The sequence below is a fragment of the Mesorhizobium sp. GbtcB19 genome, assembly GCF_019091085.1.
In the GTDB taxonomy this organism is placed as follows: Bacteria; Pseudomonadota; Alphaproteobacteria; order Rhizobiales; family Rhizobiaceae; genus Mesorhizobium.
Genome location: NZ_JAGXJY010000003.1, coordinates 284,335 through 308,250, shown reverse-complemented (window position 1 = coordinate 308,250; position 23,916 = coordinate 284,335). Strand labels below are relative to the sequence as shown.

General features: G+C 64.7%; 20 protein-coding genes. 4 read left to right on the top strand and 16 right to left on the bottom strand.

Features of this window, described 5'->3' with window-relative positions:
* Positions 1-8: 8 nt before the first annotated feature.
* On the bottom strand, positions 9-1,094 hold the full coding sequence (locus KVT37_RS08165) for an FAD-dependent oxidoreductase (RefSeq protein ID WP_217571477.1): 1,086 nt from the start codon (positions 1,092-1,094) through the stop codon (positions 9-11).
* 363 nt (positions 1,095-1,457) lie between these two features.
* On the opposite strand from KVT37_RS08165, the gene KVT37_RS08160 reads away from it, so the two are divergent.
* Both KVT37_RS08160 and KVT37_RS08155 read left to right on the top strand, forming a co-directional pair.
* Positions 1,458-2,108 carry a bifunctional DNA primase/polymerase gene (locus tag KVT37_RS08160; protein ID WP_217571475.1) on the top strand — a complete coding sequence of 217 codons (651 nt, stop codon included), beginning with the start codon at positions 1,458-1,460 and terminating at the stop codon, positions 2,106-2,108.
* Positions 2,109-2,120: 12 nt separating this feature from the next.
* On the top strand, positions 2,121-4,220 hold the full coding sequence (locus KVT37_RS08155) for a glycosyltransferase (RefSeq protein ID WP_217571473.1): 2,100 nt from the start codon (positions 2,121-2,123) through the stop codon (positions 4,218-4,220).
* Between the two features lie 14 nt (positions 4,221-4,234).
* Here the strand turns inward: KVT37_RS08155 and KVT37_RS08150 are convergent, their stop codons facing one another.
* From KVT37_RS08150 to KVT37_RS08110, 9 genes are all read right to left on the bottom strand, one after another.
* Positions 4,235-5,227, bottom strand: a complete 993-nt coding sequence (locus KVT37_RS08150; RefSeq protein WP_217571471.1) for a glycosyltransferase family 10 fucosyltransferase — start codon at positions 5,225-5,227, stop codon at positions 4,235-4,237.
* 75 nt (positions 5,228-5,302) lie between these two features.
* Positions 5,303-5,878 (bottom strand): DUF1349 domain-containing protein, encoded by a 576-nt coding sequence (locus tag KVT37_RS08145; protein WP_217571469.1) that lies wholly within the window; start codon positions 5,876-5,878, stop codon positions 5,303-5,305.
* A 20-nt stretch (positions 5,879-5,898) separates the two neighbouring features.
* Complete coding sequence (locus KVT37_RS08140; protein ID WP_217571466.1) at positions 5,899-7,338, bottom strand: aldehyde dehydrogenase family protein; 1,440 nt, start codon at positions 7,336-7,338, stop codon at positions 5,899-5,901.
* A gap of 115 nt (positions 7,339-7,453) precedes the next feature.
* Positions 7,454-7,939: a hypothetical protein gene (locus KVT37_RS08135; protein ID WP_217571465.1), complete on the bottom strand. Its 486-nt coding sequence runs from the start codon at positions 7,937-7,939 to the stop codon at positions 7,454-7,456.
* Between the two features lie 123 nt (positions 7,940-8,062).
* Positions 8,063-8,950 carry an ABC transporter permease gene (locus tag KVT37_RS08130; protein ID WP_217571464.1) on the bottom strand — a complete coding sequence of 296 codons (888 nt, stop codon included), beginning with the start codon at positions 8,948-8,950 and terminating at the stop codon, positions 8,063-8,065.
* The gene (locus tag KVT37_RS08125; RefSeq protein ID WP_217571462.1) at positions 8,947-9,906 is read right to left on the bottom strand and encodes an ABC transporter permease; all 960 of its coding nucleotides are present in this window, start codon (positions 9,904-9,906) and stop codon (positions 8,947-8,949) included. The genes KVT37_RS08130 and KVT37_RS08125 overlap by 4 nt, the downstream gene beginning before the upstream one ends.
* 31 nt (positions 9,907-9,937) lie before the next feature.
* Positions 9,938-11,581, bottom strand: a complete 1,644-nt coding sequence (locus tag KVT37_RS08120) for an ABC transporter substrate-binding protein (protein WP_217571460.1) — start codon at positions 11,579-11,581, stop codon at positions 9,938-9,940.
* 55 nt (positions 11,582-11,636) lie between these two features.
* Positions 11,637-12,410: a DUF427 domain-containing protein gene (locus tag KVT37_RS08115; protein ID WP_217571458.1), complete on the bottom strand. Its 774-nt coding sequence runs from the start codon at positions 12,408-12,410 to the stop codon at positions 11,637-11,639.
* Positions 12,411-12,421: 11 nt separating this feature from the next.
* Positions 12,422-13,780: an LLM class flavin-dependent oxidoreductase gene (locus KVT37_RS08110; protein WP_217571456.1), complete on the bottom strand. Its 1,359-nt coding sequence runs from the start codon at positions 13,778-13,780 to the stop codon at positions 12,422-12,424.
* Positions 13,781-13,974: 194 nt separating this feature from the next.
* On the opposite strand from KVT37_RS08110, the gene KVT37_RS08105 reads away from it, so the two are divergent.
* Both KVT37_RS08105 and KVT37_RS08100 read left to right on the top strand, forming a co-directional pair.
* Positions 13,975-15,795 carry an ABC transporter ATP-binding protein gene (locus KVT37_RS08105; RefSeq protein ID WP_217571453.1) on the top strand — a complete coding sequence of 607 codons (1,821 nt, stop codon included), beginning with the start codon at positions 13,975-13,977 and terminating at the stop codon, positions 15,793-15,795.
* Between the two features lie 188 nt (positions 15,796-15,983).
* Positions 15,984-17,153 carry a Fic family protein gene (locus tag KVT37_RS08100; protein WP_217571451.1) on the top strand — a complete coding sequence of 390 codons (1,170 nt, stop codon included), beginning with the start codon at positions 15,984-15,986 and terminating at the stop codon, positions 17,151-17,153.
* A gap of 44 nt (positions 17,154-17,197) precedes the next feature.
* Here the strand turns inward: KVT37_RS08100 and KVT37_RS08095 are convergent, their stop codons facing one another.
* The 6 genes from KVT37_RS08095 to KVT37_RS08070 all read right to left on the bottom strand — a co-directional run bounded on the left by KVT37_RS08095 (position 17,198) and on the right by KVT37_RS08070 (position 23,897).
* Positions 17,198-18,091, bottom strand: coding sequence for a sugar phosphate isomerase/epimerase (locus KVT37_RS08095; protein WP_217571449.1), 894 nt, complete (start codon positions 18,089-18,091; stop codon positions 17,198-17,200).
* Between the two features lie 89 nt (positions 18,092-18,180).
* On the bottom strand, positions 18,181-19,119 hold the full coding sequence (locus KVT37_RS08090) for an ABC transporter substrate-binding protein (protein WP_217571448.1): 939 nt from the start codon (positions 19,117-19,119) through the stop codon (positions 18,181-18,183).
* An 83-nt stretch (positions 19,120-19,202) separates the two neighbouring features.
* A complete protein-coding gene (locus KVT37_RS08085) occupies positions 19,203-20,201 on the bottom strand; it encodes a ribose ABC transporter permease (RefSeq protein ID WP_217571446.1) in 999 nt (332 codons plus the stop codon).
* Positions 20,198-21,742, bottom strand: coding sequence for a sugar ABC transporter ATP-binding protein (locus KVT37_RS08080; RefSeq protein ID WP_217571444.1), 1,545 nt, complete (start codon positions 21,740-21,742; stop codon positions 20,198-20,200). The genes KVT37_RS08085 and KVT37_RS08080 overlap by 4 nt, the downstream gene beginning before the upstream one ends.
* Entirely contained in the window at positions 21,739-23,118 is a 1,380-nt protein-coding gene (locus KVT37_RS08075) for an FGGY-family carbohydrate kinase (protein ID WP_217571442.1), read from the bottom strand. Before KVT37_RS08075 ends, KVT37_RS08080 begins: the two co-directional genes overlap by 4 nt.
* The gene (locus tag KVT37_RS08070) at positions 23,115-23,897 is read right to left on the bottom strand and encodes a DeoR/GlpR family DNA-binding transcription regulator (RefSeq protein WP_217571440.1); all 783 of its coding nucleotides are present in this window, start codon (positions 23,895-23,897) and stop codon (positions 23,115-23,117) included. The genes KVT37_RS08075 and KVT37_RS08070 overlap by 4 nt, the downstream gene beginning before the upstream one ends.
* Positions 23,898-23,916 lie beyond the last annotated feature (19 nt).

Here is a 23,916-nt window from a genome sequence, read left to right as displayed (position 1 = left end):
TCCCCTGCCTAAACCGAAGGAATGGCTGGATTGACGATCGGCGCGTGATCGGGGTGGTGGATGTGGATGTCGGACAGCGGCTTCGCGGCGGCCTTGCCGAACAGCGACGCGATGTGATCGACGAGGTCCTGGCAAACGGCCTGGTCCGCGGTTTCGTTGTTGACGTGCTCGAAGGTGCCGCCGATCACGACATGATCGCTGCGCGGGAACATGTAGCCGTTCTGGCCATAGAGATATTGCAGCCCCGGTTGCGGCGGCAGCATCGCCAGCTGGCCCTTGATCGGCATCATGTTGTTGTCGCTCCACAACGTCTTCGAGCCGAGCCCGGTGCAATTGACGATGATCGGCTGCGGCACGCTGGCCAGGATATCCGAGCGGCTGACGAACGACTTCGACACGAAGGTGACACCGCGCTGGTCGAGATCGGCCTTGAGCTTTGCGAGCAGAACGTGTGGCTCGATGAGCAGGGTCTGGTAGACGAAGCCCGGCTTGGTGTGGTGCTCGAACGGCAGTCGCTTCAGTGACTTTCGCGGCGGGATCAGTCCGGGCGCAAGCTGGATCACGATATCGAGGTTATGCGACGGCGTTGCAGTATAGTTCGGGCGCTCATACACGCCGAATCCCTGCCCGATCCTGCTCTTGAACTCACGGTATGCCGTCTTCACGATTTCGGCGAGCTCGCGTTCCTTGCCGGCGAATTCCACCACCGAGACGGCCCACTGGCCGCCGGCCTTGGCGGAGGTGGTCTGCAACGGCGCGCGATCGGCGTAGACCGTGACCTTCAGCCCGAGATCGAGCAGCAGCGTCGCGGCCGTCAGCCCCATGACGCCGGCGCCGAGCACGGCGACTTCCGTCGCGCCGGAACTTGCCGCCAGATGGCCCCCGACGATGTCGCGGACCTTGGCCGCGCAGCCGAAGCTGAGCGTAATGCCGGCGCCGCCATGGCCGTAATTGTGCACGATGAATTTTTGCGAGATGGTCTCGGCATCGAGCCGGTAGGATCCTTTGCGGTACGGCCGCACGCCGGCGATGCAGGCCCCGGGCTGGCTGGGGTCGAAGGTGAAATCAGGTGTCGGTAGATTGGACGTGGCCAAGGCTAACCCCCCAGTGCGTTTCACCGTTTCACGGAAACGGTGAAACGGCCCTATCTCCTTGTTTTTTACGAAATTCCGGACGGAAAACCGCTCACACTTTCCTGGAATTGCTCTAGTCTTTCGCCGCATTCGCGGTCGTCGATTTTGTGAAATCATCCTATCGCGGCCTATCCGCCTGACTGTGTTCGACTTCACAGAGGCGGGAATAGGCCGGTAGGCAAATTGCGCGGGCTGGGGGATCCGGAGCCAGGCGCGGGTTCGCGCCAATTGACGGGAACCGACTTAGCAAGTCGGCAATCGCTTGACGAACAGGCCGTTGGCTAACGAAGATCGTGCCGTGGGTTCGATGCGGGGGGCTGGCGCATGCAGCCTGAGATGCTGACCGACTATGCCGTCAAGCTGCTGGAGCGCGGCTACATATGCCTGCCGCTGCGTGCCGGCGGCAAGCATCTCGATCTCGCGGCCATGGAGTATGATCCGCTGCATCTGCGGACGTTGCGCAAAGACCTGAAGGAACTGGCCTTCACCTCGATCACCTTCCAGCTGGCGCAGAAGCCGCCGGGCAGCGGCGACATCGCACGTTGGTTTCGCGGCTTTGACGGCAATGTCGGCATAGTGGGAGGGTTTTCCAACCTGATGATCCTTGATTTCGACGACGCCGCCGGCTACCGCGCCTGGCTGGCCGATCACAGGGCGATCGCCAGCGCCACGCCGACAGCGAAATCGCCGAGCGGGTTTCATGTCTATCTGAGAACGAGGGAGCCTATGGTCTCTTCCAGCCTGCATTTCGGCTCGCGCCGGGTCGGTCACGTCAAGGCGCTCGGCGGCTATATTGTCGGCTCACCCTCGGTGCTCAGGGACGGCTCCCGCTACAGCTGGGTCGAAAACCGGTCGCCATTCGAGACCGAGCCGCAGTTGGTCGACGATCTTGCCAGTCTTTCGCTGCGCCCGGTGTCGATGCTCAAGCATCATTACGACCGCCTGCTCAAGCGCGGCTTCTTCGAACCGCGATGAACGGCTCGGCATATGACTGCTGACATCAGTGTGGTTATCCCGGCACGAAACGCGGCTGCGACGATCGAGGCGGCGCTGAGCGGCCTCCTATCCGACAAGCCTGTCATCCGCGAGATTTTCCTGATCGACGACGGATCGGATGACGGCACCGCGAACATCGCTCTGGAGACCGCCCGACGCCTCGGCCTGCCGGTGGATGTCGTAAGCGTGCGGTTGGGCAGCGCGGGCGCGGCGCGCAACGCCGGGATTGCCCGGGCCGGAGGCGATTTCATCTTCTTTCTCGATGCCGACGATGAGGCGATGCCCGGCAGTCTCTCGGCGCTCAGGTCCGCCCTTGTCCGGAGTGGCGCCGGGCTGGCGGTCGGCGCGAGCATTAGGCGGACGCAAGGCCGCCCGGACAAGGTCAAGGCGCCGCACGGCTACGGCCGGGACAGGCGCCGGAACACAAGCCGGTATCTGCGCAACGAGCTGTGGCCGATCGCCATGGGCAGCGCGCTGGTCGCCCGTGGCGCGATGGCCGGCATCCGCTTTCCGGAGGCGATCGGCCTCGATGAGGACACCTGCTACTGGGCGGCAGTGCTCGCACGTGCCGAAATCGCCACGATCGATACGCCGGTGCTTCTCTACCACCATGACGAGGAGAGGATGGCGCGGCGCTTCATCACGGCGCCGCGCAACACGTTCCTCGCGATAACGCGCGAACTCAACGGCCTCGCAGCCTCCGGTGTCGAGCGGGACGCCCTGCAATGGCGAAAGGCCTGGATAGCGCAGCGCATTGCCCGCCAGCTCATCAGGCACCGGATGTTCGCCGACGCCGCCAGCATGATGCGCGCCGTCCTGGCGCACAGGGAACTCGGCCAAAGCTGGAAGGCGCTGCAATATCGAGCCAGAATCCTTATCGGGCGGTTGGCGAGGAACAAGCCCTCCTTGCCCGATCCGGCGGCGCCTCGGCGCACCCTGATCATCAGCGTTGATCCCGCCTACCCGCCCGTCTCCGGCGCCGATCTCAGGATCTTCGGCAATGCCGCGGCAGCGGCGGAATTCGGACCCGTCCGCCTGGCCTCGCTGAAGCCTTCCGCCAGTCAGGAGCAGCCACACGGCATCCGGACGATCTCACTGACCGCGCGTTCCGACAAGCGTTCGCGGTCGCTGGGCTGGGGCAGGATCAGGGGCGAGGTCCGGATCCCGCGACTTGCGCTGGCCCGCCTCAAGGCCCTGGTGCGCGCGTTCCGCCCGGACACGATCGTGGTCGATGGCATTCCATTGTTCAAATTGCTGCGGCCGCTGCGGTCGCTTACCGGACAGCTCATTCTCGACATGCAAAATGTCGAGTCCGACCTTGCGGCCCAGACGCTGCACGGCAAGGATCCGCTTGCCGTCTCACCGGACATCAGACGGCTGGAACGAGAGGCGGCTCAAATCGTCGACCGTATCTGGGTCTGTTCAGGCATGGATCGGGATCGGCTCGAGCCTATCGTTGCGAAGACGATGCCGGTCGATATCGTGCCGAACGGCATTCCACGGGCCGAAACCCTGCCCCGGACACTACCGCCGCCGCCTGTCATGTCCGACGGCTTCCCGGCGATCCTGCTTGTCGGGCATCTCGGCTATGGACCGAATGTCGATGCAGCCGAGCGGCTGGCCCGCATCATCCTGCCGCGCATCCGGATGGCCTTGCCGGGCGCGAGACTGATCCTGGCCGGTCGCTCGCCCAATGCGGCGACACAGGCGCTGTCGGCGCTCGACGGCGTCACATTGGTTGCCGATCCCCCCGATGTGCGCCCCCTTCTGTCGGCCGCGCATCTTTGCATCATCCCGCTGCGGATGGGGGGCGGCACGCGCATCAAGATCCTCGAGGCGATGGCTCTGGGCGTTCCGGTCATCGCAACACCGCTGGCGGCCGAGGGGCTAGACCTTAGCGACGGCGAGGACTTGCTGTTGTCCGATACCGACGAGGGTCTCGCCGACCTTGCGATCGAACTTTGCTCCAATCCCGAGCGCATGGCCGGGTTGCGCGTCCGCGCCTACGAGACGGCCTGGTCCCGGTTCGGGCCGCAGGCGATCCGTGACGCGGTGCGGCGTGGCCTGGGGCTGGACACAGCCAGCCGGTGACGTCCTTGTGGCAATCAGCGCGCACGGAACTTTCCCCGCCAGCGGCGCAACCGCGTCGACAGGAATCTCTCGAAGCCGAATGGCAGGTAAGACCGACCGGTCGGCGGGTTTGTGCGGAGAGACAGGCGCTGGCTCACCAACTCGGCGAGACGGCATTTTGGCGGCGCGGCGTTCCGTTCCAGCTGTCTTGTCAGGCGCTCCGGCAGCGGCTTCGAGCGCCAGTCGAAGTAGGTTTCATAGTCGCGCCGCGTGTCGGTCAGATAGCGCAGATAAGCAGCGAGGTCGGCCGGCGTACCGAAGGACGCGGCGTCGATATAGCAGCCGTCCGGAACGAACGCCGCGGCGTTGGGCGCGCCGAGATAGACGGGCACGGTTCCGGCGGCGAGCGGATCGAACATCTTCTCGGTGACGTAATCCGGCGCGATCGAATTCTCCAGCGCCAGGCAGAAGGGGTACCGGCCTATGGTTTCGAGCTTCGTCTGCCGACCGAGATCGGGGCCTATGATTTGACGGTTGGGCCGATAACGGCCGTAGCAATCGACCGCGATGTGCCGGGACAGCTCGGCGATGAAGGTGTCGCGACCGCTCTTGTTGAAGCTCGAGGACTGGAAATGCACCGCAGGCGCGCTCTCGACCTTGGGCGGCACGGGCTTATGGCGCGCAGTCTCCCACCAGTCCGCATCCGGCAGATAAGGCGTCCAGACGTCCGACCCGGTTTCATAGGTCATGACGATGTCGAAGTGCCGCATGAAGGACGCATCGGCCATGATGGGATAGTTGACGAGGCTCTCCATCGACCAGGCGACCCAGAGCTGGCCGGGATATTTGCGGGCGTCACCGATCTCGGGAAAATTCGGCAGATGGAAGACCACCGCGTCGGCCTCGGCAAGCCGTCGCCGGTCATTGGTCCATTCGACGGGAACCGCGCATTGCGGTATGGCCGCGAGGTCGACAGGCTTGTCGAAGTAGCGCGTCCAGAAAAGGATCAGCGGAGCGTTTGACGGCATCTGGCCCTTCGGTCAGGCGATCCGTCGTCTTACGCCTTTCCCGGCAATTGCGGAAGAACGGCCGGCTTTACCGGCTCAGTCGTGCAGGTCCCGCGAAATCGGCGGCCCGATCGTAAAGCCCGAAAATGTCGCCTCGAACCCCTCGCGCTGCGGCGAGCAGCACATCATGCCGACATCGACCGATTTCGAGACCGGGAAATAGGCCAGCCGCACCGGCTTCCAGTGGCCGTCCGAAGCGTCCAGATATTGGATGCGGATCGCCTCGGCGTGACGGGTCAGGCGGATCCTGACGCCGTGCTTGCCGGCGGCAATGGCGACAAGCGACCAGTCGGAGGTGTCGTTGGTGACGACGACTGAGAAGTAGGCCAGCCCGTCGGTGTACTCGATGCCGGCCTTGATCCAGTGCGTTTCGCTGAGGCGCAGCATCAGCCCCGCCTGATCGTAGAGCACCTTGTAGTCGCCCTTGACGGTGACCTCGGCGCTGAAATCACCCTCGACGGGCCGGTAGAAAAAATGGCCGTTGTCGCGCCAGAAGCCGTAAAAAGTCTCGCGCCAGAAATCCGTGTCCTTGCCGGTGCGAACGGTGAGCGTCCCGTCGCCGAACACGTGGTGCGGCGGCGGGTTGAGCCATGTCATGTCGGCCACGCTCATCGATCGCCTCCCGGATTGAGTCAGCCGGCGAATGTATAGGCGGTCTTGACCGTGGTGTAGAACTCCATCGCGTAGCGGCCCTGCTCGCGCGGACCGTAGCTCGAGCCCTTGCGGCCGCCGAACGGCACGTGGAAGTCGACGCCCGCCGTCGGCAGGTTGACCATCACCATGCCGGCTTCGGAATTGCGCTTGAAATGCGTCGCGTGCTTCAGGCTGGTGGTGCAGATGCCAGAGGTCAGGCCGAACGGCGTGTCGTTGGCGACTGCCAGCGCCTCGTCATAATCCTTGACGCGGATGACATTGGCGACAGGGCCGAAGATCTCCTCGCGTGAGATGCGCATGGCATTGGTGGAGCCGACAAACAGCGCCGGCTGCAGATAGAAGCCCGGCGTGCCGCGCTCCAGCCGGTCGCCGCCGAAGGCGAGTTCGGCGCCTTCCTGGCGGCCGATAGCGATGTAATCTTCGTCCTGCTTGAGCTGGGTCTGGTCGACGACCGGTCCGATCTGCGTCTTGGCATCGAGCGCGTCGCCGATGACGAGCTTGTCCAGCCGCTCCTTGATGGCGTCGACGAAGCGGTCGTGGATGCCGTCGGTGACGATCAGGCGCGAGGACGCCGTGCAGCGCTGGCCGGTCGAGAAATAGGCGCCGTTGACCGCGCAATCGACGGCGACGGCCAGGTCGGCGTCGTCGAGTACGACGAGCGGGTTCTTGCCGCCCATTTCGAGCTGGAACTTGCGCATATGCTCGACACTTGCCGCGGCAACGCGCTTGCCCGTGCCGACCGAGCCGGTGAAGGAGATGGCGTTGACGTCGGGGCTGTCGAGCATCGCCTGGCCGACCACCGAGCCCTTGCCCATGACGAGGTTGAGCACGCCCTTGGGCAGGCCGGCGCGATGCAGGATATCGACGATGGTCCAGGCGCTTTCGGGCACCAGTTCTGCCGGCTTGAAGACGATCGTGTTGCCGTAGGCCAAGGCCGGCGCGATCTTCCAGGCGGGGATGGCGATCGGGAAATTCCACGGCGTGATGATGCCGACGACGCCGACGCCTTCGCGTGTCATCTCGACGCCGACGCCCGGCCGCACGCTCGGCACCATCTCGCCCGACAGGCGCAGCGTCTCGCCGGCGAAGAAATCGAAGATCTGCGCGGCGCGGATCGTCTCGCCGACGCCCTCGGCCAGCGTCTTGCCTTCCTCACGGGCGAGCGAGCGGCCGATCTCGTCCTTGCGCGCCATGATCTCGTCCGAGGTCTTCTTGAGCACCGCATGGCGGGCCAGCGGGCCTGAACGCGACCAGGCCGGGAAGGCCGCCTTGGCGGCGGCTATGGCCTGCTCTGCCTGCTCCGGCCCGGCCGAGGCGTATTCGCCGACGACATCGTTGGTGTTCGACGGGTTGATGTTGCGCGAGCCGGCCTCGCCAAGCCACTCGCCGTCGATCAGGTTCTTACGCAGCACGGTCATCTTTTTTCCTTGAGTTTGGTCGCGGCAGCCATCGGCCCGGGTCAATTGTCAGACAAATGATATAGTCACTGTCCGGCGATAGGTCTACCCGCGATCTTCGGCAATCATAGGGCCGTCAGGTCGAGAACGACCAGAACAGGCAGGCGAGCGTGACCGCGCCGAAGATGACGAAGAACAGGCTTCTGATCAGGATGTTGCGGCGAAGCTCGTTCATGGTGAGATGCGCCGCAACGATCGCCGCGACGAACAGGAAGCGCCAGTTGAAAAGCGCCCAGAGCACCTCATGCTGGCCGAAGGCCCATCTGGCGAGCAACGAGCCGACGATCGTCGCGAAGAGCATGACCGTCGTCCAGAAGAGCGCGTCGGCGGCATGGGTCAGCACGACGCCGGCGGCGCGGATGGGCAGGATCATCATCAGCATGGCGCCGAAGAAGTAGACAGCGGCGATGGCCAGGAAGGAGCCGGCGTCGGCAATGCCGTCGAGACGCTTCACGCCGTATGCGCCATAGGGATAGCCGTGCCTCGCCACGGCCAATGACAGCGCCATCAGCAAGGCGCTCAGAACCGTGATCAGTGCGAATGTGCCGAGGGCCTTGCTCATGCGATTTCCTGTCGAGACGAATCAACAGGAGTGTATTTTGTTTTGACGCAATTCCGGACGGAAAACCGCTTCGCACTTTTCCTGGAATTGCTTTAGCAGAGCCCGAGCCTCACAAGCCGCAATTCACCGCTCTACATTCTCGAAGGCGCCGACCCCTTGAGCGATCAGATTGGTGGCCATGACCAGCGAGACGATTGCGCCCGAGTTGAAGACCACCACCCACCATTTGCCGCCGGTGAGGAAGCCATAGCCCTCCGCCACCGCCAGACCCCAGTCCGCGGAAGGCGGCTGGATGCCGAGGCCGAGAAAGCTCAGCGTCGCGATTGAGAAGAAGGCGTAACCCAGTCTGGTGACCAGCTCAATCAGGATCGTCTCCCTGATGTTGGGCAGGATCTCCAGCACCATGATGGCGAAGGCGTTCTCGCCGCCGAGGCGGGCCGCGCTGACGTATTCGCGTTCCTTCTGCTCGCGGACCGCGGCGCGCACGGTTCTCGCCACCAGCGGCGCATAGGCGATGGCGATCACCAGGATAACGGTGAGGTTCGAGGGCCCGAGCGCCACCAGCGTCATGGTGACCAGGACGATGAAAGGAAAGGCCATGAGCGTGTCGAGCAGCCGCGCGCCGATCGCATCGACCAGGCCGTCGAAATAGCCGAGCACCAGGCCGATGACGGTGCCGGCGGCGACACCGCCGAGCGTGGCCAGCGGCGCCACCAGAAGAATGTCGCGCGATCCGACGATGATGCGGGACAGCACGTCACGGCCGAGATGATCGGTGCCGAACCAATGGGCGGCGTCCGGCGGCGTCAGCGTGGCGAGGAAATCCTCGGCATAGGGATCGTAAGGGACAAGGCGGTCGCCGAACAAAGCGCAGGCGATCCAGAAGACGAGGATGAGCGATCCGATGACGACCGCCGGAGACAGTGCGAGCAGAGCGCGGCCGAACCTGCCAGCGACCGTTAAGACCGAGAAGACGCGTTGCGGCGCCGGAAACTCCATCAGCTCCATCATGACGGGGCTCGCCGCCTTTGCCGCGGATCTAGCAGCGCCTGCGCGAGATCGCCCAGCGCCGCGGACAGCACGAAAATCGTCGCCATGACAAGCACGCCTGCCTCCAGCATCGGGAAATCGCGCGACTTGGCGGCATTCAGCACCAGGTTGCCGAGGCCCTGGATGCCGAACAACGCCTCGATCACCACCAGCCCGCCGAGCATGTAGCCGCTCTGCGTGGCAAGCACCGCGATCGTCGGCGTCAGCGCGTTGGGCAGCACGTGCCGAACGATGACCTGCCGGCGGTCAAGCCCTTTCAGCGTGGCGGTGCGCGTATAGTCGGCGGCCAGCGCCTCGATGACACCGGCCCGCGTCATGCGCGCCAGATAGCCGGCAAGGTTGAGCACGAGCGGCAGCGCCGGGAGGATGAGATAATAGCCGCTCGTCCAGAAGCCCGCGCCCTGCGGCGCCGCGCCGGTGATCGGCAGCCAGTTCAGCCACAGGCCGAAGACCAGGAGCAGGAGCAGCCCCGAGACGAAGTCCGGCACGATGCCGAAGGAGACACCGGCGAGCACGATCAGCCGGTCGGCGAGCCGGCCCCGGTTGAGGCCGGCGACGATGCCCGCGCCGACACCCAACGGCACAAGGAACAGCAGGATGATCCCGGCAAGCGCGGCCGAGCGACCGAGGCTCTCCAGCACGAAGGGCGCGACCGGCGCCCGCATCGCCAGCGACGTGCCGAAATCGCCCGTGAGCGCCGCGCTGAACCAGCGCCAGTATTGGACAAGCACGGGCTGGTCGGCGCCGAGTTGTTTGTTCAACGCGGCGACCGCTTGCGCATCGGCGAAGGGACCCAGCATGACGCGCGCGACATCGCCGGGCAGGACCTGCCCGGCAAGGAAGACCAGCGCGCTGACCAGCCACAAAGTGAGGAGCAGCGAAGCCAGGCGCGCCGACAAGGTGCGGCCGGTCAGCATCCGGTGTCCCAACTGGTTTGACGTTTCCGCATCATGCCTGGACGAAGGAAATGCGATCGAGCAGCAGATGCGAGATCGCGGTGAAGCGCACGCCCTCGACTTTCGCGCTGGCGATGCGGCTGTATTGCGAGAAGTAGCTGATGATCTCCGGCGTCTCGTCGAGCAGAAGGTTTTGGATTTTGCCGGCGGCGACGCGTTGCGCCTGCAGGTCGCGCGCCTTGCCGTAGTCGACCAGCAATGCGTCATAGTCCGCATTCTTGAAATGCGCGGCGTTCCAGGCTCCGGTGCTTTTCAGCGTCGCGTTGAGGAAGATGTCGGGCGTGCCGCGATGGCCGAAATCGGTGATGCCGAGATTGGAATCCAGCCAGGGCGAGCTGCCAAATGTCGCGGAACCGTAATAGGCATCCTGCGGCAGGACGTTGAGCTTGATGTCGATGCCGGCCTTCCTGGCGAAGTTCTGGATGATCACGGCGTAGTCGGGAATGTCGTAGGCGCGTTCGGTGGTCAGCGTCACCTCGAAGCCGTTGGGCACGCCGGCCTCGGCCAGCAGCCGCTTGGCCTCGGCGATGTCCTGCTTGCGCTGCGGCACCGACGGATCGGCCGAGGGGAAGATCGGCGCGAACGGCGTGTCGTTGCCGGCGATGGCGCGACCCTTGAGCAGGCCCTTCACGATGGCCTCGCGATCGAGGGTGAGCGCCAGGGCGCGGCGGACGCGCTTGTCGGTGAACGGCGCCTGGTCAGTCCTGAGATGCACGGCATCATGCGAGCTCGCCTGCACGCTGAGCAGCTTGAAGTTGGCATTGCCCTCGATCGCCAGTTCCAGGCGCGTGGTGCTCGGGATGACGTCGAGCTGACCGGCCTGCAGCGCCACGACCTGCGCCTGCTCGTCGTCGAAGAATTTTATCTCGACCCGGTCGGGCAGCGCCTTGTCGCCCCAATAATCGGGATTGCGCACGAAGCTGGCGCCCTGCTTGGGGCGGAAGGATTCGAGCTTGAACGGCCCGGTGCCGTTGAAATTCTTTTCGAAGTCGCCGGCATAGTCGGCCGGCAGGATCACCGCATTGTAGACGTCGGAAGAGACATAGAAGGGGAAATTCGAGTTCGACTGGTCGAGATCGAAAGCGACCGTCTCGTCGTCGACGATCTTGGCGCCGCCCTTGGACAGGATGCCCTTATAGGCGGAGAGCGCCGACGACCCGCTGTTCGGATCGACGAGACGCTCGAAGCTTGCCACCACGTCCTTGGCGGTGACGGTGCGGCCATCATGGAACTTCACGCCGGGCCGCAATTTGAACGTCCAGCGCTTGGCCGTCTCATCGGCTTCCCAGGACACGGCAAGCTTCGGCTGCAGCCCGTCCTTGGGATCGTCGAGGATCAAATATTCGCCGACCTGGCTGAGAACGCCGATGCTAGCAGGATCGGTAACCGTCACCGGATCGATCGCCTTGGTCGGCTGGCCGAGCCCGACGCGAACGGTGCCGCCGGCGGCCGCAGCGCGCGCTGTGCCGGAAAAGCCCAAGCCTTGCGAAGCGGCAAAGCCGGTCAGGCCAATCAAGGCTGCATATTTCAACAGGTCGCGGCGCTTGAGGTAGCCCTGGGCGTATTCGTCGACGGCGACGTTCCAGATGTCGCCGGACAGGTTGCGAAGTGCGTCGATGTCGTTGCGTTTGGTCATTTTTGCCTCTGTGAAAATCGTGGTTTTGAAATGAAGTGGAAAACGACAGACCGGGTCAGACCGGCTGGCCGTCGAGATGGATGCGATCCACCGCTTGCGGATAGAAGGCGATCAGCCCCTTGATCTTCGGCATCTCGGCGATCGGATCGCGGTAGCTCCAGGCGATGTCTTCGCGCAGCGATCCGTCCTTGAGCACGCCCGACCAGTAGGAGGCGATGCCCTTGTAGGGACATCGGGTCCTCGTCAAAGAGGCCCTCAGCCGGTCGAGGCGGACATCCTCAGGCGGAAGATAGAAACGCGTCGGCAGATGCGTCTCGAACAGCAGCACCGGGCGGCGGCTATCGGCGACCAACTCGCCGTCGAACCAGATCTCGACATGGCTGGAGCTCTGCAGCACGTCGATGCGGGCATAGGGATCGCGGGCATGGACGAAGACCTCTTCGTCCTCCTCGAACCACTGGTCGACGAGGTTCCAGGAGAAGGCGATGCGGCCGGCGAGCGGCGCGAGGTTCTCGTCCGGCGGCGCCGTGAACGACCAGGCGGCATCGGCGGCGCGCCGGTCGCCGGCCTCGATATCCCAGTATTTCGTTTCGCCACCGACGGCATGCTGCTGGCCGTGCTTGGACGGCTTCAGCAGCGACTGGTCGACCGCCGCCAGCGGGAAGAAATAGATCGGCAAAAAGTGATTGGAGCGCAGCACCAGCACGCTGCGGCTGTCGGCGATGACGCGGCCGCCGAATTTGACGCGGATGCGCTTGGGGCTGTGCAGGACATTGATCAGCTGCGGCGCGGTCGCTTCGCGCGGCTGCAATCTCGGCGCGACGGTCATGGCGGCTCTCCTCAGGATACGGCGCGCGCGTTATCGCGCTGCTCGGCGAAGCGGTTGGCGGGGCGGGCAAGCCCGAAGCGGTCGCGCAGCGTTCCGGGCGCGTATTCGGTCGGGAAGACGCCGCGGCGCTGCAATTCGGGCACGACCTGTTCGGCGAAGTTCACCCAGTCCTCGGGCAGCAGCGGGAACATCAGGTTGAAGCCGTCGGCGGCACCCGCCTCGAACCAGTCCTGCAACTGGTCGGCGATCTGCTTCGGCGTGCCGGCGACCGTCGGCACCGAGCCGCTGTTGGCGAGTTTGCGCGCGATCTCGCGCAGAGTCAGGTTCTGCGAGGCCCAGTGCTTGACGCGGTTAAGCGAGGTGCGCCCGCCATTGAAGGTGCTTTCGTCGGGAAGCTGCGGCAGCGGACCGTCCGGCGGATAGGCCGAGAGATCGATGCCGCTCCAGCTCGACAGGAGATCGATGCCGACGCGATCGGGGAGCAGCGTCTGCAGGTAGTCCTGCCTGTCGCGCGCCTCGGCCTCGGAAGCCGCCACGATCGGCAAAATGCCCGGCAGGATCTTGAAGCTCTCGGGCCGCCTGCCGTGACGGGCAAGCCGATCGTTGATGTCCTGGCGGTATCTGATGCCGTCTTCCCGGGTGCTGTAGATGGCGAAATGGGCGTCGGCGTGGGCGGTGGCAAAATTCTTGCCGTCCTCGGACGAGCCGGCCTGGACGATCAGCGGATGGCCCTGCGGCGGCCGCGAGACGTTGAGCGGACCGCGCACCTTGAAATGCGCGCCGCGATGGTCGAGCACGTGGACCTTGTCCGGATCGGCGAAATAGCCGCTGTCCTTGTCGAACAGCAGGGCTTCGTCTTCCCAGCTGTCCCACAGCCCCTTGACGATATCGAGGAACTCAGCCGCGCGCTGGTAGCGGAAGGCATGCTCGATGTTGCCGTCGCGGCCGAAATTGCGCGCCTCCTCGTCCATGGCCGAGGTAACGACATTCCACGACGCCCTGCCGCCGCTGATATGGTCGAGAGAGGCGAACAGGCGCGCCACATTGTAAGGCTCGCTGTAGGAGCTCGAGGCGGTGGTGATCAGGCCGATATGCTTCGTCACGCCGGCGAGCGCCGACAACAGCGTCAGCGGCTCGAGGCGGGCATTGGCGTAATGCGCGACGCCGCTTTTCACCGAATCCCAGATCGACACGTGGTCGGCGACGAAGATGGTGTCGATCCTGGCGCGCTCGGCCGCCTGGACCAGCTCACGATAGTAGTCGAAGCCGAGCACCTCCCGGCCGGGCGCGCGCGGGTGCCGCCACGACATGCGATGGTCGCCCTGCGGGTTGAAGAAGAATGCGCTCAGGATCAAGTGGTCTCGCGCCATGCCGGCCTCCTTGCAAATCCGCTTGGAGAGGCGGGGGCGCCGCATCGACCGGTGCGACCCGCAATCTCCAATTTGCAAAAGGCTAGATTGCGCTCGGCTTTAATTCGAGTAATTTTATAGAGATAATATACTAAATAAGCGGAAGCGATTGCCCTTGATCAGGGCACCGACAGAAAGCAATTTCGAGGTCCCGTATGTCCCCTTCAGTGCTGAATGTGGAAAAACTTTCCATCGCCTATGGCGGGAAAAGAGGATGGCAATCCGCAGTCAACGGCATTTCGCTGCGCGTGGGCCAGGGCGAAGCGTTGGGGCTGGTCGGCGAGTCAGGCTCGGGCAAGAGCTCCGTGGCTTTGGCCATATTGCGCTATTTGCCGGGCAATGCCCGCGTGGCGGCCTCGGCTTTGGAATTCCAGGGCCGCGAATTGCGCGAGCTTGCCGGCGAAGAGCTGCGCGGCCTGAGAGGCGATCGCATCGCCGCCGTCTACCAGCATCCGGGAGCCGCGCTCAGTCCGGCAATGACCATCGGCCGGCAGATCGGGGAAACGATCATGCGCCATCGCCCGGTGCGTCACGAGGAAGCGCGCTGGCGCTCGGCCGAGTTGCTGAAGCGTGTGCGGGTCGCCAATCCGGAGCGGGTGCTCGAACTCTACCCGCATGAGCTGTCAGGCGGCATGCAGCAGCGCGCCAACATTGCGATCGCCATCGCGCTCGACCCGGCGCTGCTGGTGATGGACGAGCCGACCACGGCGCTCGACGCCAGCGTGCAGTCGGAGGTGATCGCCATCCTCGACGACCTGCGCCGCGAGCACAAAACCAGCATCCTTTTGATCAGCCACGACATCAACCTGATCCGCCGTTCCTGCGACCGCGTCGCGGTCATGCAGTCGGGAGCGGTAGTCGAGAGCGGCGGCGCCGAGGATGTCTTCGAGAACCCCTCCCATGCCTATACCAAGGCGCTGATCGCCTCGATCCCGGCGCTCAATTTCACCAAGCGCGACGGCCGGCTGGCCGAGACCAGCGCGACCGTTGGCGATCGCCCCGGGGCGATAACCGCTCCTGCCGCTCAAGGAGGTTCCGATCAAAGCGACCGACAGGTCGCCATAGCCTGCAAGGGGATCAGCCATTCCTTCGGCGACCAGGCGGTGCTGCATCATGTCGACCTCAGCATCGGCCAGGGCGAGACCTTCGGCCTGATCGGCGAATCCGGCTCCGGCAAATCGACGCTGGCGCGGATCGTCACCGGCCTGCAGACACCGAGCCAAGGGTCGGTCGAGTTGTTCGGCAGGACGGTCGCGCCGCGCGCCGAACGGCGCGCCCAGAGCGAGCGCCGCGACGTGCAGATGGTTTTCCAGTCGCCGGACCGTACGCTCAATCCGCGCCACCGGATCGGGCGGATCATCAGCCGGCCATTGCGGCGGCTTGCCGGCCTTGGCCGGAGCGACGCGAGGAACCGTGTCGCCGACCTTCTTCGCTCCGTCCGGCTGGCCGACACGACCGCCGAGCAGAAGCCGCGCTCATTGTCCGGTGGCCAGCGGCAGAGGGCGGCGATCGCGCGGGCCTTCGCCGGCGCGCCGAAAGTCGTGGTGCTGGACGAGCCGACCTCGGCGCTCGACGTGTCGGTGCAGGCGACGGTGCTCAACCTGCTCAACGACCTGCAGCGCGACAAGGACACGACCTATCTGTTCATCAGCCACGACCTCAGGGTGGTGCGCTACATGGCCGACAGGATCGGCGTGCTCTATCGCGGCCGGCTGGTCGAGACCGGCACATCCGAACAGGTCTTTCGCGGACCCAACCACCCCTACACCAAGCTCCTGCTGGCGGCGTCTTCAGACGAAACCGCGCCGGAGATTGCAGCTCAGGCAGGCACTGTGGCGGACGCGCTTCCAAACCAGGGATGCGCCTTCGCCGATCGCTGCCCGATGGCTCTCGCCGACTGCCGTAATGCGGAGCCGGCCTTCAGGCCGTACGGCGACGGCCACCTCATAGCCTGCTGGCGTACCAGCGAATTCTAGAAACTACGAAAGCGAAACCATTCGGACTGGTCTCGTAGCCTGTGCCCGGGCCGGCAAGAACTCGTCCGGCGATGTTTGCCGGATTTTTCGGGCAGAAGCAGAACAAACCATATACAAATCGCTTCCTAAGAAAAGGAAAAGGCCCTATCCTTTCGTTAGATAAAAGCTAACGAAAGGATCCCTGCCCAATGCCCGACCAGGACACCCGCCTTGGCCTTTGGGTTGAGACGTCGGTCGCGGGCGAGAAAGTGCGTGCATTCATACCGCCACCGCTGCCGCCGATACCTCCCGTCGATCTTGGCACGTTTTCCGAACTTATAGAGCGCGCGAACCTCGCTCTGGGCCGTTTGGATGGCGTTACGTCCATTCTTCCGGCTCCCCCTTTGTTCATCTTCATGTACGTGCGCAAAGAGGCTCTACTATCGTCCCAGATCGAGGGAACCCAATCCTCGCTCTCCGACCTGTTGCTGTTTGAGGCGGACGAATTGCCAATGGTGCCTCTGGACGATGTCGAGGAGGTCTCCAACTACATCGCCGCTCTTGAATATGGCCTTGACCGTATGCGGAAAGGATTTCCGCTGTCGCTCAGACTCATCCGCGAAATCCACGGCATCCTTCTCAAAGCGGGGCGTGGGGCCTCATCCCAGGCTGGCGAATTTAGGCACTCGCAGAACTGGATCGGCGGCACACGGCCAGGCAATGCCGTGTTCGTCCCTCCACCTCCTGACCAACTGATGCAATGTCTCGATGGCTTCGAGAAATTCTTGCACAACGACGACCGCATGCCGAATATTGTCAAGGCGGCCCTGGCACATGTCCAATTCGAAACGATTCTCCCGTTTCTCGATGGCAATGGTCGCCTGGGACGGCTTCTAATCACGCTGTTCCTCTGCGCCAACAACGTGCTCAGGGAGCCCACGCTCTATCTCAGCCTGTATTTCAAGACCCACCGCAGCGCCTACTACGACCTGCTGCAGCGTGTGCGAATGACCGGCGACTGGGAAGGCTGGCTGTCGTTCTTCCTTGAAGGGGTTACAGAGACCGCCGACCAGGCAGCCAGAACTGCCCAGGATTTGCTACGCCTGTTCGAGACAGACGCCCGTAGGATTCAGGACTTGGGCAGGGCTGCCGCGTCCGCCGGCATGGTGCACGGCCTTCTCCAACGCCGCGCCCTCGTAACTATCCAAAAGGCCGCGCAGGACCTATCCTTGTCCGAGCCAACGATCAATTCAGCACTCCGCCATCTGATCTCGATCGGTATTGTTCGCGAAGTGACAGGCAAACAACGGCATCGCGTGTTTGCGTATCAAGCCTACTTGGACCGCTTGGCAGAGGGAACGGAGCCAAGGCGACTGTAGGGAGCCAGGCTTTTCAAGCGAATCGGCATCAAGTTCGGCGACTCTCAGGGCCTCTGCGAAGCCGAGACGAGCTCGGCCTTGCGCCGCGCCGTTTCCAGGCCAACGGCGATGAAGCGGCGCGCGTGGCGGGCGAGCTCCATATTGTCGGTCCACAGGTTGCGCCAGATCGCCGTCTTCCTCGACAGGTTCTCGTCGACGATCTCCGAGGAGAACGATTCGAAGCTGAGATCGTCGCCGTAGCCGATCGCCGTCAGCGCATCGAAGATCGCGGCGAAGTCGATGCTGCCGGTGCCGAGGAAGCCGCGATGGCTCTCGCCGATATGGACATAGCCGATCTTCTTCGCGGCATGGCGGATGGCCAGACCGACATCGGCCTCCTCGATGTTCATGTGGAAGGTGTCGAGGTGCAGGAAGATGTTGTCGGAGCCGGTGTCCTCGATGAAAGCCAACCCTTGAGCGGCGGTATTGAGCAGGTTGCTCTCGAAGCGGTTGACGATTTCGAGATTGAGCGTGACACCGGCCGCCTTGGCGGTCTCCGCGACCCTGGCAAGGGTCGCCGCGCTGCGGTTCCACTGGTCGCGCGTCGGCGGCTCGGTCTGCAGGCCGTGGCCGGTCGAGAGGATGCCGCCAACCTTGCTGCCGCCGAGGTCGCGGGTAAGTGCCACCGTCCTGTTGAGGATTTCGACCCCGTGCGCGGCGACCGCCTTGTCGGGGCTGGAGATGTCGCCGTCGGCCGGCAGGCCGATGCTGATCGCAACGCCCAGACCTAGATCGGCGATGCTTTTGGCCAGCCTGCCGATATCGACATCGCCCGGATCGAGATAGGAGAACTCGATCAGGTCGAAACCGGCTTCCTTCGTGTTGGCCAGTGTGCGTTCGAGATCTGGCTGCGCCGAGCTCGCAGACCAGACGAAAGAATGGATACCAATGCGCGACATGATCGTCTCCGTCTGATGGACCGGTCTGGGGGTCCGACGTCCTGGAAGGGAGCGCGGCCAGCCATGCGGCCGCGCTCCCCGTGGTCGGATCAGCGGGCCGCCGTCCAGCCCTTGTAGTCCTTGAGGTTCTCGGCGGTGATCAGCTTCGGGTCGAGCAGGACGACCGGCTCGGCCGGTTTCTTGCCGGCAAGCACCTCTGCCGCCATGGTCAGCGACTGGCCGGCCATGACATAGGGATCCTGCGAGGCGGAAGCCTTGATCATCGAGGTGCCGGAGGCGAACTCCTTCTCGATGTCGGGGGCGCCGTCGACCGCGGTGAAGATGAATTCCGAGCGGTTGAGCTGCTTGGCCGCGAGCTGCGCGCCGATCGCCGTCGGGTCGTTGATGGCGAACACCGCGTCGATCTTGTCGAAGCGGGTGAGCAGCGACTGGAACACTTTCAGGCCGCCGTCGCGCGAGCCCTCGGCGTTCTGGTCGTCGGACAGGACCTTGATGTCGGCATGTTGCGCAAGGACGTTCTTGCAGCCCTTGACGCGCTCCAGGATCGACGACGAGGCCGGGCCGTTGAGGATGACGTAATTGCCTTTGCCGCCGGTGTGGTCGACCAGATACTGGCAGGCTTCCTCGCCGGCCTTGACGTTGTTGGTCATCACGGTGACGTCGGCGCCCGGCGCCGAAACGTCGAAGGCGGCGACGACGATGCCGGCCGCCTGCGCCTTCTTGACCGCGGGCGCGATCGCCTTGGCATCGACGGCGTTGAGCATGATCACATCGACGCCGGCGGCGATGAAGGAGTCTACCTGCGAGACCTGCTTGTTGAGGTCGTAGTCGGCCGAGACCGACGTCACCTCGACCTTGGGATTGATCTTCTTGGCCGCGTCCTCGATGCCCTTGATGGTGGCGACGAAGAAGGGATTGCCGAGCAGGCCGACCGAGATGCCGACCTTGTTGAGGTCCTTTGCCGATGCCGGCGCGATGGCGAGGCCCGCGAGGGCGGCGCCGCAGAGCAGTTTGGCGATGGTCTTCATTTTACTTGCTTCCTCCGATTGCCCCGCGCCTCTCACGGTGCGTTACACACAATCCGGCCTGTCGGGCCGGCGACCGAGGTCAATCACGTTCTTGCTCCGGCCTGGAGCCGGTAACGGTCGAGGGCGACCGCCACGATGATGACCAATCCCTTGATGATGTACTGCCAGATGTCCGAGACACCGGCCAAAATGAGCCCGTTGGAGAGCACCGCGATGATCAGGCCGCCGATCAGCGTGCCCCAGATCGAGCCGACGCCGCCGACGAAGCTGGTGCCGCCGAGAATAACGGCGGCGATGGCATCGAGCTCATAGGACTGGCCGAGCTGCAGGCCGTTGGCGGCGTAGAGTCTGGCCGCCGACATGACGCCGCCGAGGCCCGCGAGCAGGCCCGACACGCCGTAGACGAAGAGCAGAACCAGCGGCACCTTGATGCCGGTGAGGCGCGCCGCCTCGGCATTGCCGCCCACGGCATAGATCCAGGTGCCGAGCACGGTGCGCTTGAGCACCAGCCAGGACAGCACCACCACCGTCAGCGCGATGATGACAAGCCACGGAATGCCTAACAGCGAGCCGTTGCCGATGAAGTCGAAGGGCAGGTCGGAATTGAACACCGTCGTGTCCTCGCCGAGCAGGCGGGCGACGCCGCGCACGGCGGTGAGCGAGCCCAGCGTGACGATGAATGGCGGCAGCCTGATATAGGCGACAAGCAGCCCGTTGATGACGCCGAAGCCGAGGCCCATCAGGATGCCGGCGGGAATGCCGAGCATTCCTAAATCCGGCACCAGCGACACCAGCACCGCGACCATTGCCGAAGCCGCCAGGATCGAGCCGACGGAGAGGTCGATGCCGCCGGTGAGGATGACGAAGGTCATGCCGGCGGCAAGCACGATGTTGATCGACGATTGCTGAGTGACGATGAGCAGGTTGGTGCCGGTGAGGAAGCGCGGATTGATGAACTGGAAGCCAACGGCAAGCAGGATCAGAACCGGCAGCATGCCGAGCGCGGCGAAGGCCGTGCGCAGCCGCCGGCTCCTGACCGCCGCCTGATCCGCTGCTTTTGTCACCATTGAGCCGTCGGTCATCGCTGATCCGCTCCCGTCGCAAGTTCCATGATCTCTTCCTGACGCAGCGGCTTGCCCTCCGACGCCGTCACCTCGCCGGCGATGGCGCCGTCGCGCATCACCATCACGCGGTCGGCTACGCCGATCACTTCGGGCAGTTCGCTGGAGATCATCAGGATGGCGATGCCCTTGCCGGCGAGGCTGTCGATCAGCCGGTAGATTTCCGACTTGGCGCCGACGTCGACACCGCGCGTCGGCTCGTCGAGAATGACGACCTTGGGCTCGGTCTCCAGCAGGCGGGCAAGCAGCACCTTCTGCTGGTTGCCGCCCGACAGCGAGCCGGCATTGGCCTGCGCCGAGCGGGCGCGGATGGACAGGTCCGCAATGGCTTTTGCCGCGCGCCTGTCGGCAACGGTGAAGTCGCGAAAACCGCCGGCGCGCGCATCCTTCGCCAGCACGCCCATATTGATGTTGTCCGCGATCGACATGTCGAGGAACAGGCCGAGCTCCTTGCGGTCCTCGGTGAGATAAGCGATGCCGGCGTCGAGCGCCTCGCGCGGCGAGGCGATGGCGAGCGGCTTGCCATCGAGCTTCAGCTCGCCTGCGGTACGGCGGTCGGCGCCGAAGATCAGCCTGGCAAGCTCGGTGCGGCCGGAACCGACCAGCCCGGCCAACGCCAGCACCTCGCCGTGATAAAGATCGAACGAGCAGTTCTTCAGCAGGGCGCCATCCGACATGCCGCGCACCGACAGCGCCACCCGGCGCTGGCTGTCCGGCGGCCTGTGATCCTTCTTGTAGAAGGCCGAAAGGTCGCGGCCGACCATCATCGAGACCAGGCGCGAGGCGTTGAGGTCGGCGCGCTCAAGTGTGCCGACATAGCCGCTGTCGCGCAGCACGCTGACGCGGTCGGCGAGCTGATAGACCTCTTCCATGCGGTGGCTGATGTAGATGATGGCGATGCCCTGCGCCTTCAGCGTCGCGATCACCTCGAACAGGCGGTCGGTCTCGCGCGAGGTCAGCGACGTGGTCGGCTCGTCCATGACGATGATGCGGGCGCTGGTCGACAGCGCCCGGGCGATCTCGACCAGTTGGCGCTCGCCGAGCGACAGGCTGGAGACCAAGGCGCGGGCCGAGAAGGAGACGCCGAGCCGCTCGATGATTTCGCCCGCGCGCCTGTTGCACTGGTCACGGTCGACGATGCCGAACCTGCGCGGCTCATTGCCGAGGAAGATGTTCTGCGCGACCGTGAGGTTCGGCGCCAGCGACAGCTCCTGGTAGATGACGGCGATACCCTGGGCGCGCGCCTTGATCGGATCGCCGGTGGCGACCGGTATGCCGTCGATCAGGATCTCGCCGCCGGCGTCCGGCCGATAGGCGCCGGACAGCACCTTCATCAGCGTCGACTTGCCGGCGCCGTTCTCGCCCATCAGCGCGTGCAGCTCGCCGGCATTGACGGTGAGCGACACGTCCTGCAGGGCACGGGCGGGACCGAAGGTCTTGGAGATGTGACGCATCTCCAAGACCGGCCTTTGCGCCGCCTCGATACGGGCGGCGGCGCTCATTGCGCCCCTCCCGCCGCGGCGCCGGCGATCTTGCTACCGGCAATGAGGCCGCGCCAGCGGTCGCGGTAGCCGGCCAGGCCTTTGAGGCTCGCGGCGCGGACCGGTTCGGGCGTGTCGGCGGCGAACTCGCGGCCAACACTCTCGAAGGCGAGCGCGGCCGCGCCCGTGGCGCTGCCTTCCAGCGTGGCGCCCTGCATGAAGGACTGGCCGGGGCGCAGCGCGGCCAGAAGGCCGGCAAGCAGGCCGCCGGCGTTCAGTCCGCCATCAACGATGACGGTGTTGCTTGAATGGATCAGGTCGAGCGACAAGTCGATCATCAACGCCACATAAAGCAATGCCACCGCCGCGCGTTGCTCGGCACCGGAAACAGGTCCAAGGATTTCGCCCGTCCGGCCCGGCAGCGGTCCACCCGGGGCAAAGCTCGGCAGGGCCATGATGCCGGCATCGATCGCACGCTGTATCGAGGCCGGCGCGATCGCGCCTTGCCAGTTGCCGCTGATCGCGGCGAATTCGCGTCCACCCATGAAGCGAATGGTCGGCACCGGGCCGCCATCGACATCGACATTGACCAGCATGTCGCGGTCGCGGTCGAGCGCGTCGAGCGGGCAGTCCGGATTGAGCACGATCACCCAGGTGCCCGTCGACACCACGGTGAGCGGCCCGAGGCCCTGCCGCTGATAGGCGTGGAGCGCGGCGTTGCTGTCATGGACGCCGTTGTGGATGGCGACCGGCTTGCCGGTTTCGCCAAAGCGCCGCTCGCCGGTAACGGCGCCGGCGCGCGCGAAGGCGGGCATGCGGCTCCGCCAGCCTTCGGCGTCGACCAGCGAGGAGAAATCGCGCCTGCGCGGCGCCCACAGATGCGAGTGGCAGCCGAGATAGGACACTTCCGAAACTGCACTGCCGCCGAAGCGCCAGCTCCAGTATTGCGGATAGCCGAGGATCGCCTTGGCCGCCGAGAAGGCGCCCGGCTCCACTTCCTTCAGCCACAGCATGTGGCGGCCATAGTTGAAGCCGAGCGGCAGGCGCGGCGAGAAGGTCTCGGCGAAATCGGGAATGCGGCGATCGATCCGCGCGGCGATTTCGGCCGGCGGCTCCTGCTCATAGTCGAGGATCGGATGCGTCAGCGCCGCATGGTCAACCAGCGCGAAGGTGCAGCCATGGCCGGATACCATCAGGCCTTCGATGCCGTGGGCATCCGCCGCCTCGTTGACGGCTTGCAGCGCCCAGTCATACAGCGCGGCTTCGTCAAGCACGCTGAAACCGCCCTTGCGTATCCAGTCGGGTTTCGTGCGCCGTTCGTCGAGGATGCGCCCGTCCTGACCGAAGACGAACAGCTTCGAATTGGTCTTGCCGAAATCGAGCACCGCCACCTTCACTGGACGGCTCCCGCAGACGAGGCGATGCGCACAGCGACGCCGGCGTCCTCCAGCATGCGCGCGTCGGCGTCGGACAGGCCGTCGTCGGTCACCAACGTGCCGATGCGCGACAGCGGCAGCGCGACATTGCGCGCATGGATCGAAAGCTTGCGGCTGTCGGCCAGCACCACGATCTGGTCGGCGCAGAGGCTGAGATCGACGATCGAGCGCACCAGCAGCGGATGCGATTCCAGCACGCCCTCATGGCCAAGGCCCTGCGCGCCGAGAAAGAATTTCGAGGCATAAAAGGGCACGGCCTGGGTAGGCGAATGGATGATGCCGGGCTCGCGGTGCAGATCGCCGCCGGCGACGGTGAGGCTGCAATGGCCATGGTCGCTGAGATAGGCCGCGAGCGGCATTGAGTTCGTAAACAGGCGGATGTTGCGGTCGGCAAGCCTGACGCCGAGATGGAAGCAGGTCGAGCCGCCATGGACGATGACGGCGTCGCCGTCGCGCACCATGGTGGCGGCGACAGCGGCGATCTGCCGTTTGGCATCGACCGCCAGATCCCGGTTCTCGTCATAGGGCCTGGCATAGGCGATGCCGGCCTGCGAGGCGCCGTCGAGCGCCGAGATGCCGCCATAGACCTTTCTCGCCTCGCCGGCCTCGTCGATCTTGTCGATGTCGCGCCTGACGGTTGCCGCCGAAACGCCAAGCCGCTCCTGCAGCTCGCGCACCGAGGCGAACGGGCGGTCCCGCAAGAGCTCGACGATCTGACGCTGGCGGCTGAAGTCGCTCAACCTTTCCTCCCAAAATGCC

What these genes read in the sequence shown, in the direction of transcription:
- KVT37_RS08105 (WP_217571453.1), top strand. Translation starts at nt 13,975, where the DNA reads ATGTCCCCTTCAGTGCTGAATGTGGAAAAACTTTCCATCGCCTATGGC.
- KVT37_RS08135 (WP_217571465.1), bottom strand. Translation starts at nt 7,939, where the DNA reads ATGAGCAAGGCCCTCGGCACATTCGCACTGATCACGGTTCTGAGCGCC.
- KVT37_RS08130 (WP_217571464.1), bottom strand. Translation starts at nt 8,950, where the DNA reads ATGATGGAGCTGATGGAGTTTCCGGCGCCGCAACGCGTCTTCTCGGTC.
- KVT37_RS08100 (WP_217571451.1), top strand. Translation starts at nt 15,984, where the DNA reads ATGCCCGACCAGGACACCCGCCTTGGCCTTTGGGTTGAGACGTCGGTC.
- KVT37_RS08155 (WP_217571473.1), top strand. Translation starts at nt 2,121, where the DNA reads ATGACTGCTGACATCAGTGTGGTTATCCCGGCACGAAACGCGGCTGCG.
- KVT37_RS08140 (WP_217571466.1), bottom strand. Translation starts at nt 7,338, where the DNA reads ATGACCGTGCTGCGTAAGAACCTGATCGACGGCGAGTGGCTTGGCGAG.
- KVT37_RS08120 (WP_217571460.1), bottom strand. Translation starts at nt 11,581, where the DNA reads ATGACCAAACGCAACGACATCGACGCACTTCGCAACCTGTCCGGCGAC.
- KVT37_RS08115 (WP_217571458.1), bottom strand. Translation starts at nt 12,410, where the DNA reads ATGACCGTCGCGCCGAGATTGCAGCCGCGCGAAGCGACCGCGCCGCAG.
- KVT37_RS08080 (WP_217571444.1), bottom strand. Translation starts at nt 21,742, where the DNA reads ATGAGCGCCGCCGCCCGTATCGAGGCGGCGCAAAGGCCGGTCTTGGAG.
- KVT37_RS08110 (WP_217571456.1), bottom strand. Translation starts at nt 13,780, where the DNA reads ATGGCGCGAGACCACTTGATCCTGAGCGCATTCTTCTTCAACCCGCAG.
- KVT37_RS08150 (WP_217571471.1), bottom strand. Translation starts at nt 5,227, where the DNA reads ATGCCGTCAAACGCTCCGCTGATCCTTTTCTGGACGCGCTACTTCGAC.
- KVT37_RS08095 (WP_217571449.1), bottom strand. Translation starts at nt 18,091, where the DNA reads ATGTCGCGCATTGGTATCCATTCTTTCGTCTGGTCTGCGAGCTCGGCG.
- KVT37_RS08085 (WP_217571446.1), bottom strand. Translation starts at nt 20,201, where the DNA reads ATGACCGACGGCTCAATGGTGACAAAAGCAGCGGATCAGGCGGCGGTC.
- KVT37_RS08125 (WP_217571462.1), bottom strand. Translation starts at nt 9,906, where the DNA reads ATGCTGACCGGCCGCACCTTGTCGGCGCGCCTGGCTTCGCTGCTCCTC.
- KVT37_RS08090 (WP_217571448.1), bottom strand. Translation starts at nt 19,119, where the DNA reads ATGAAGACCATCGCCAAACTGCTCTGCGGCGCCGCCCTCGCGGGCCTC.
- KVT37_RS08160 (WP_217571475.1), top strand. Translation starts at nt 1,458, where the DNA reads ATGCAGCCTGAGATGCTGACCGACTATGCCGTCAAGCTGCTGGAGCGC.
- KVT37_RS08145 (WP_217571469.1), bottom strand. Translation starts at nt 5,878, where the DNA reads ATGAGCGTGGCCGACATGACATGGCTCAACCCGCCGCCGCACCACGTG.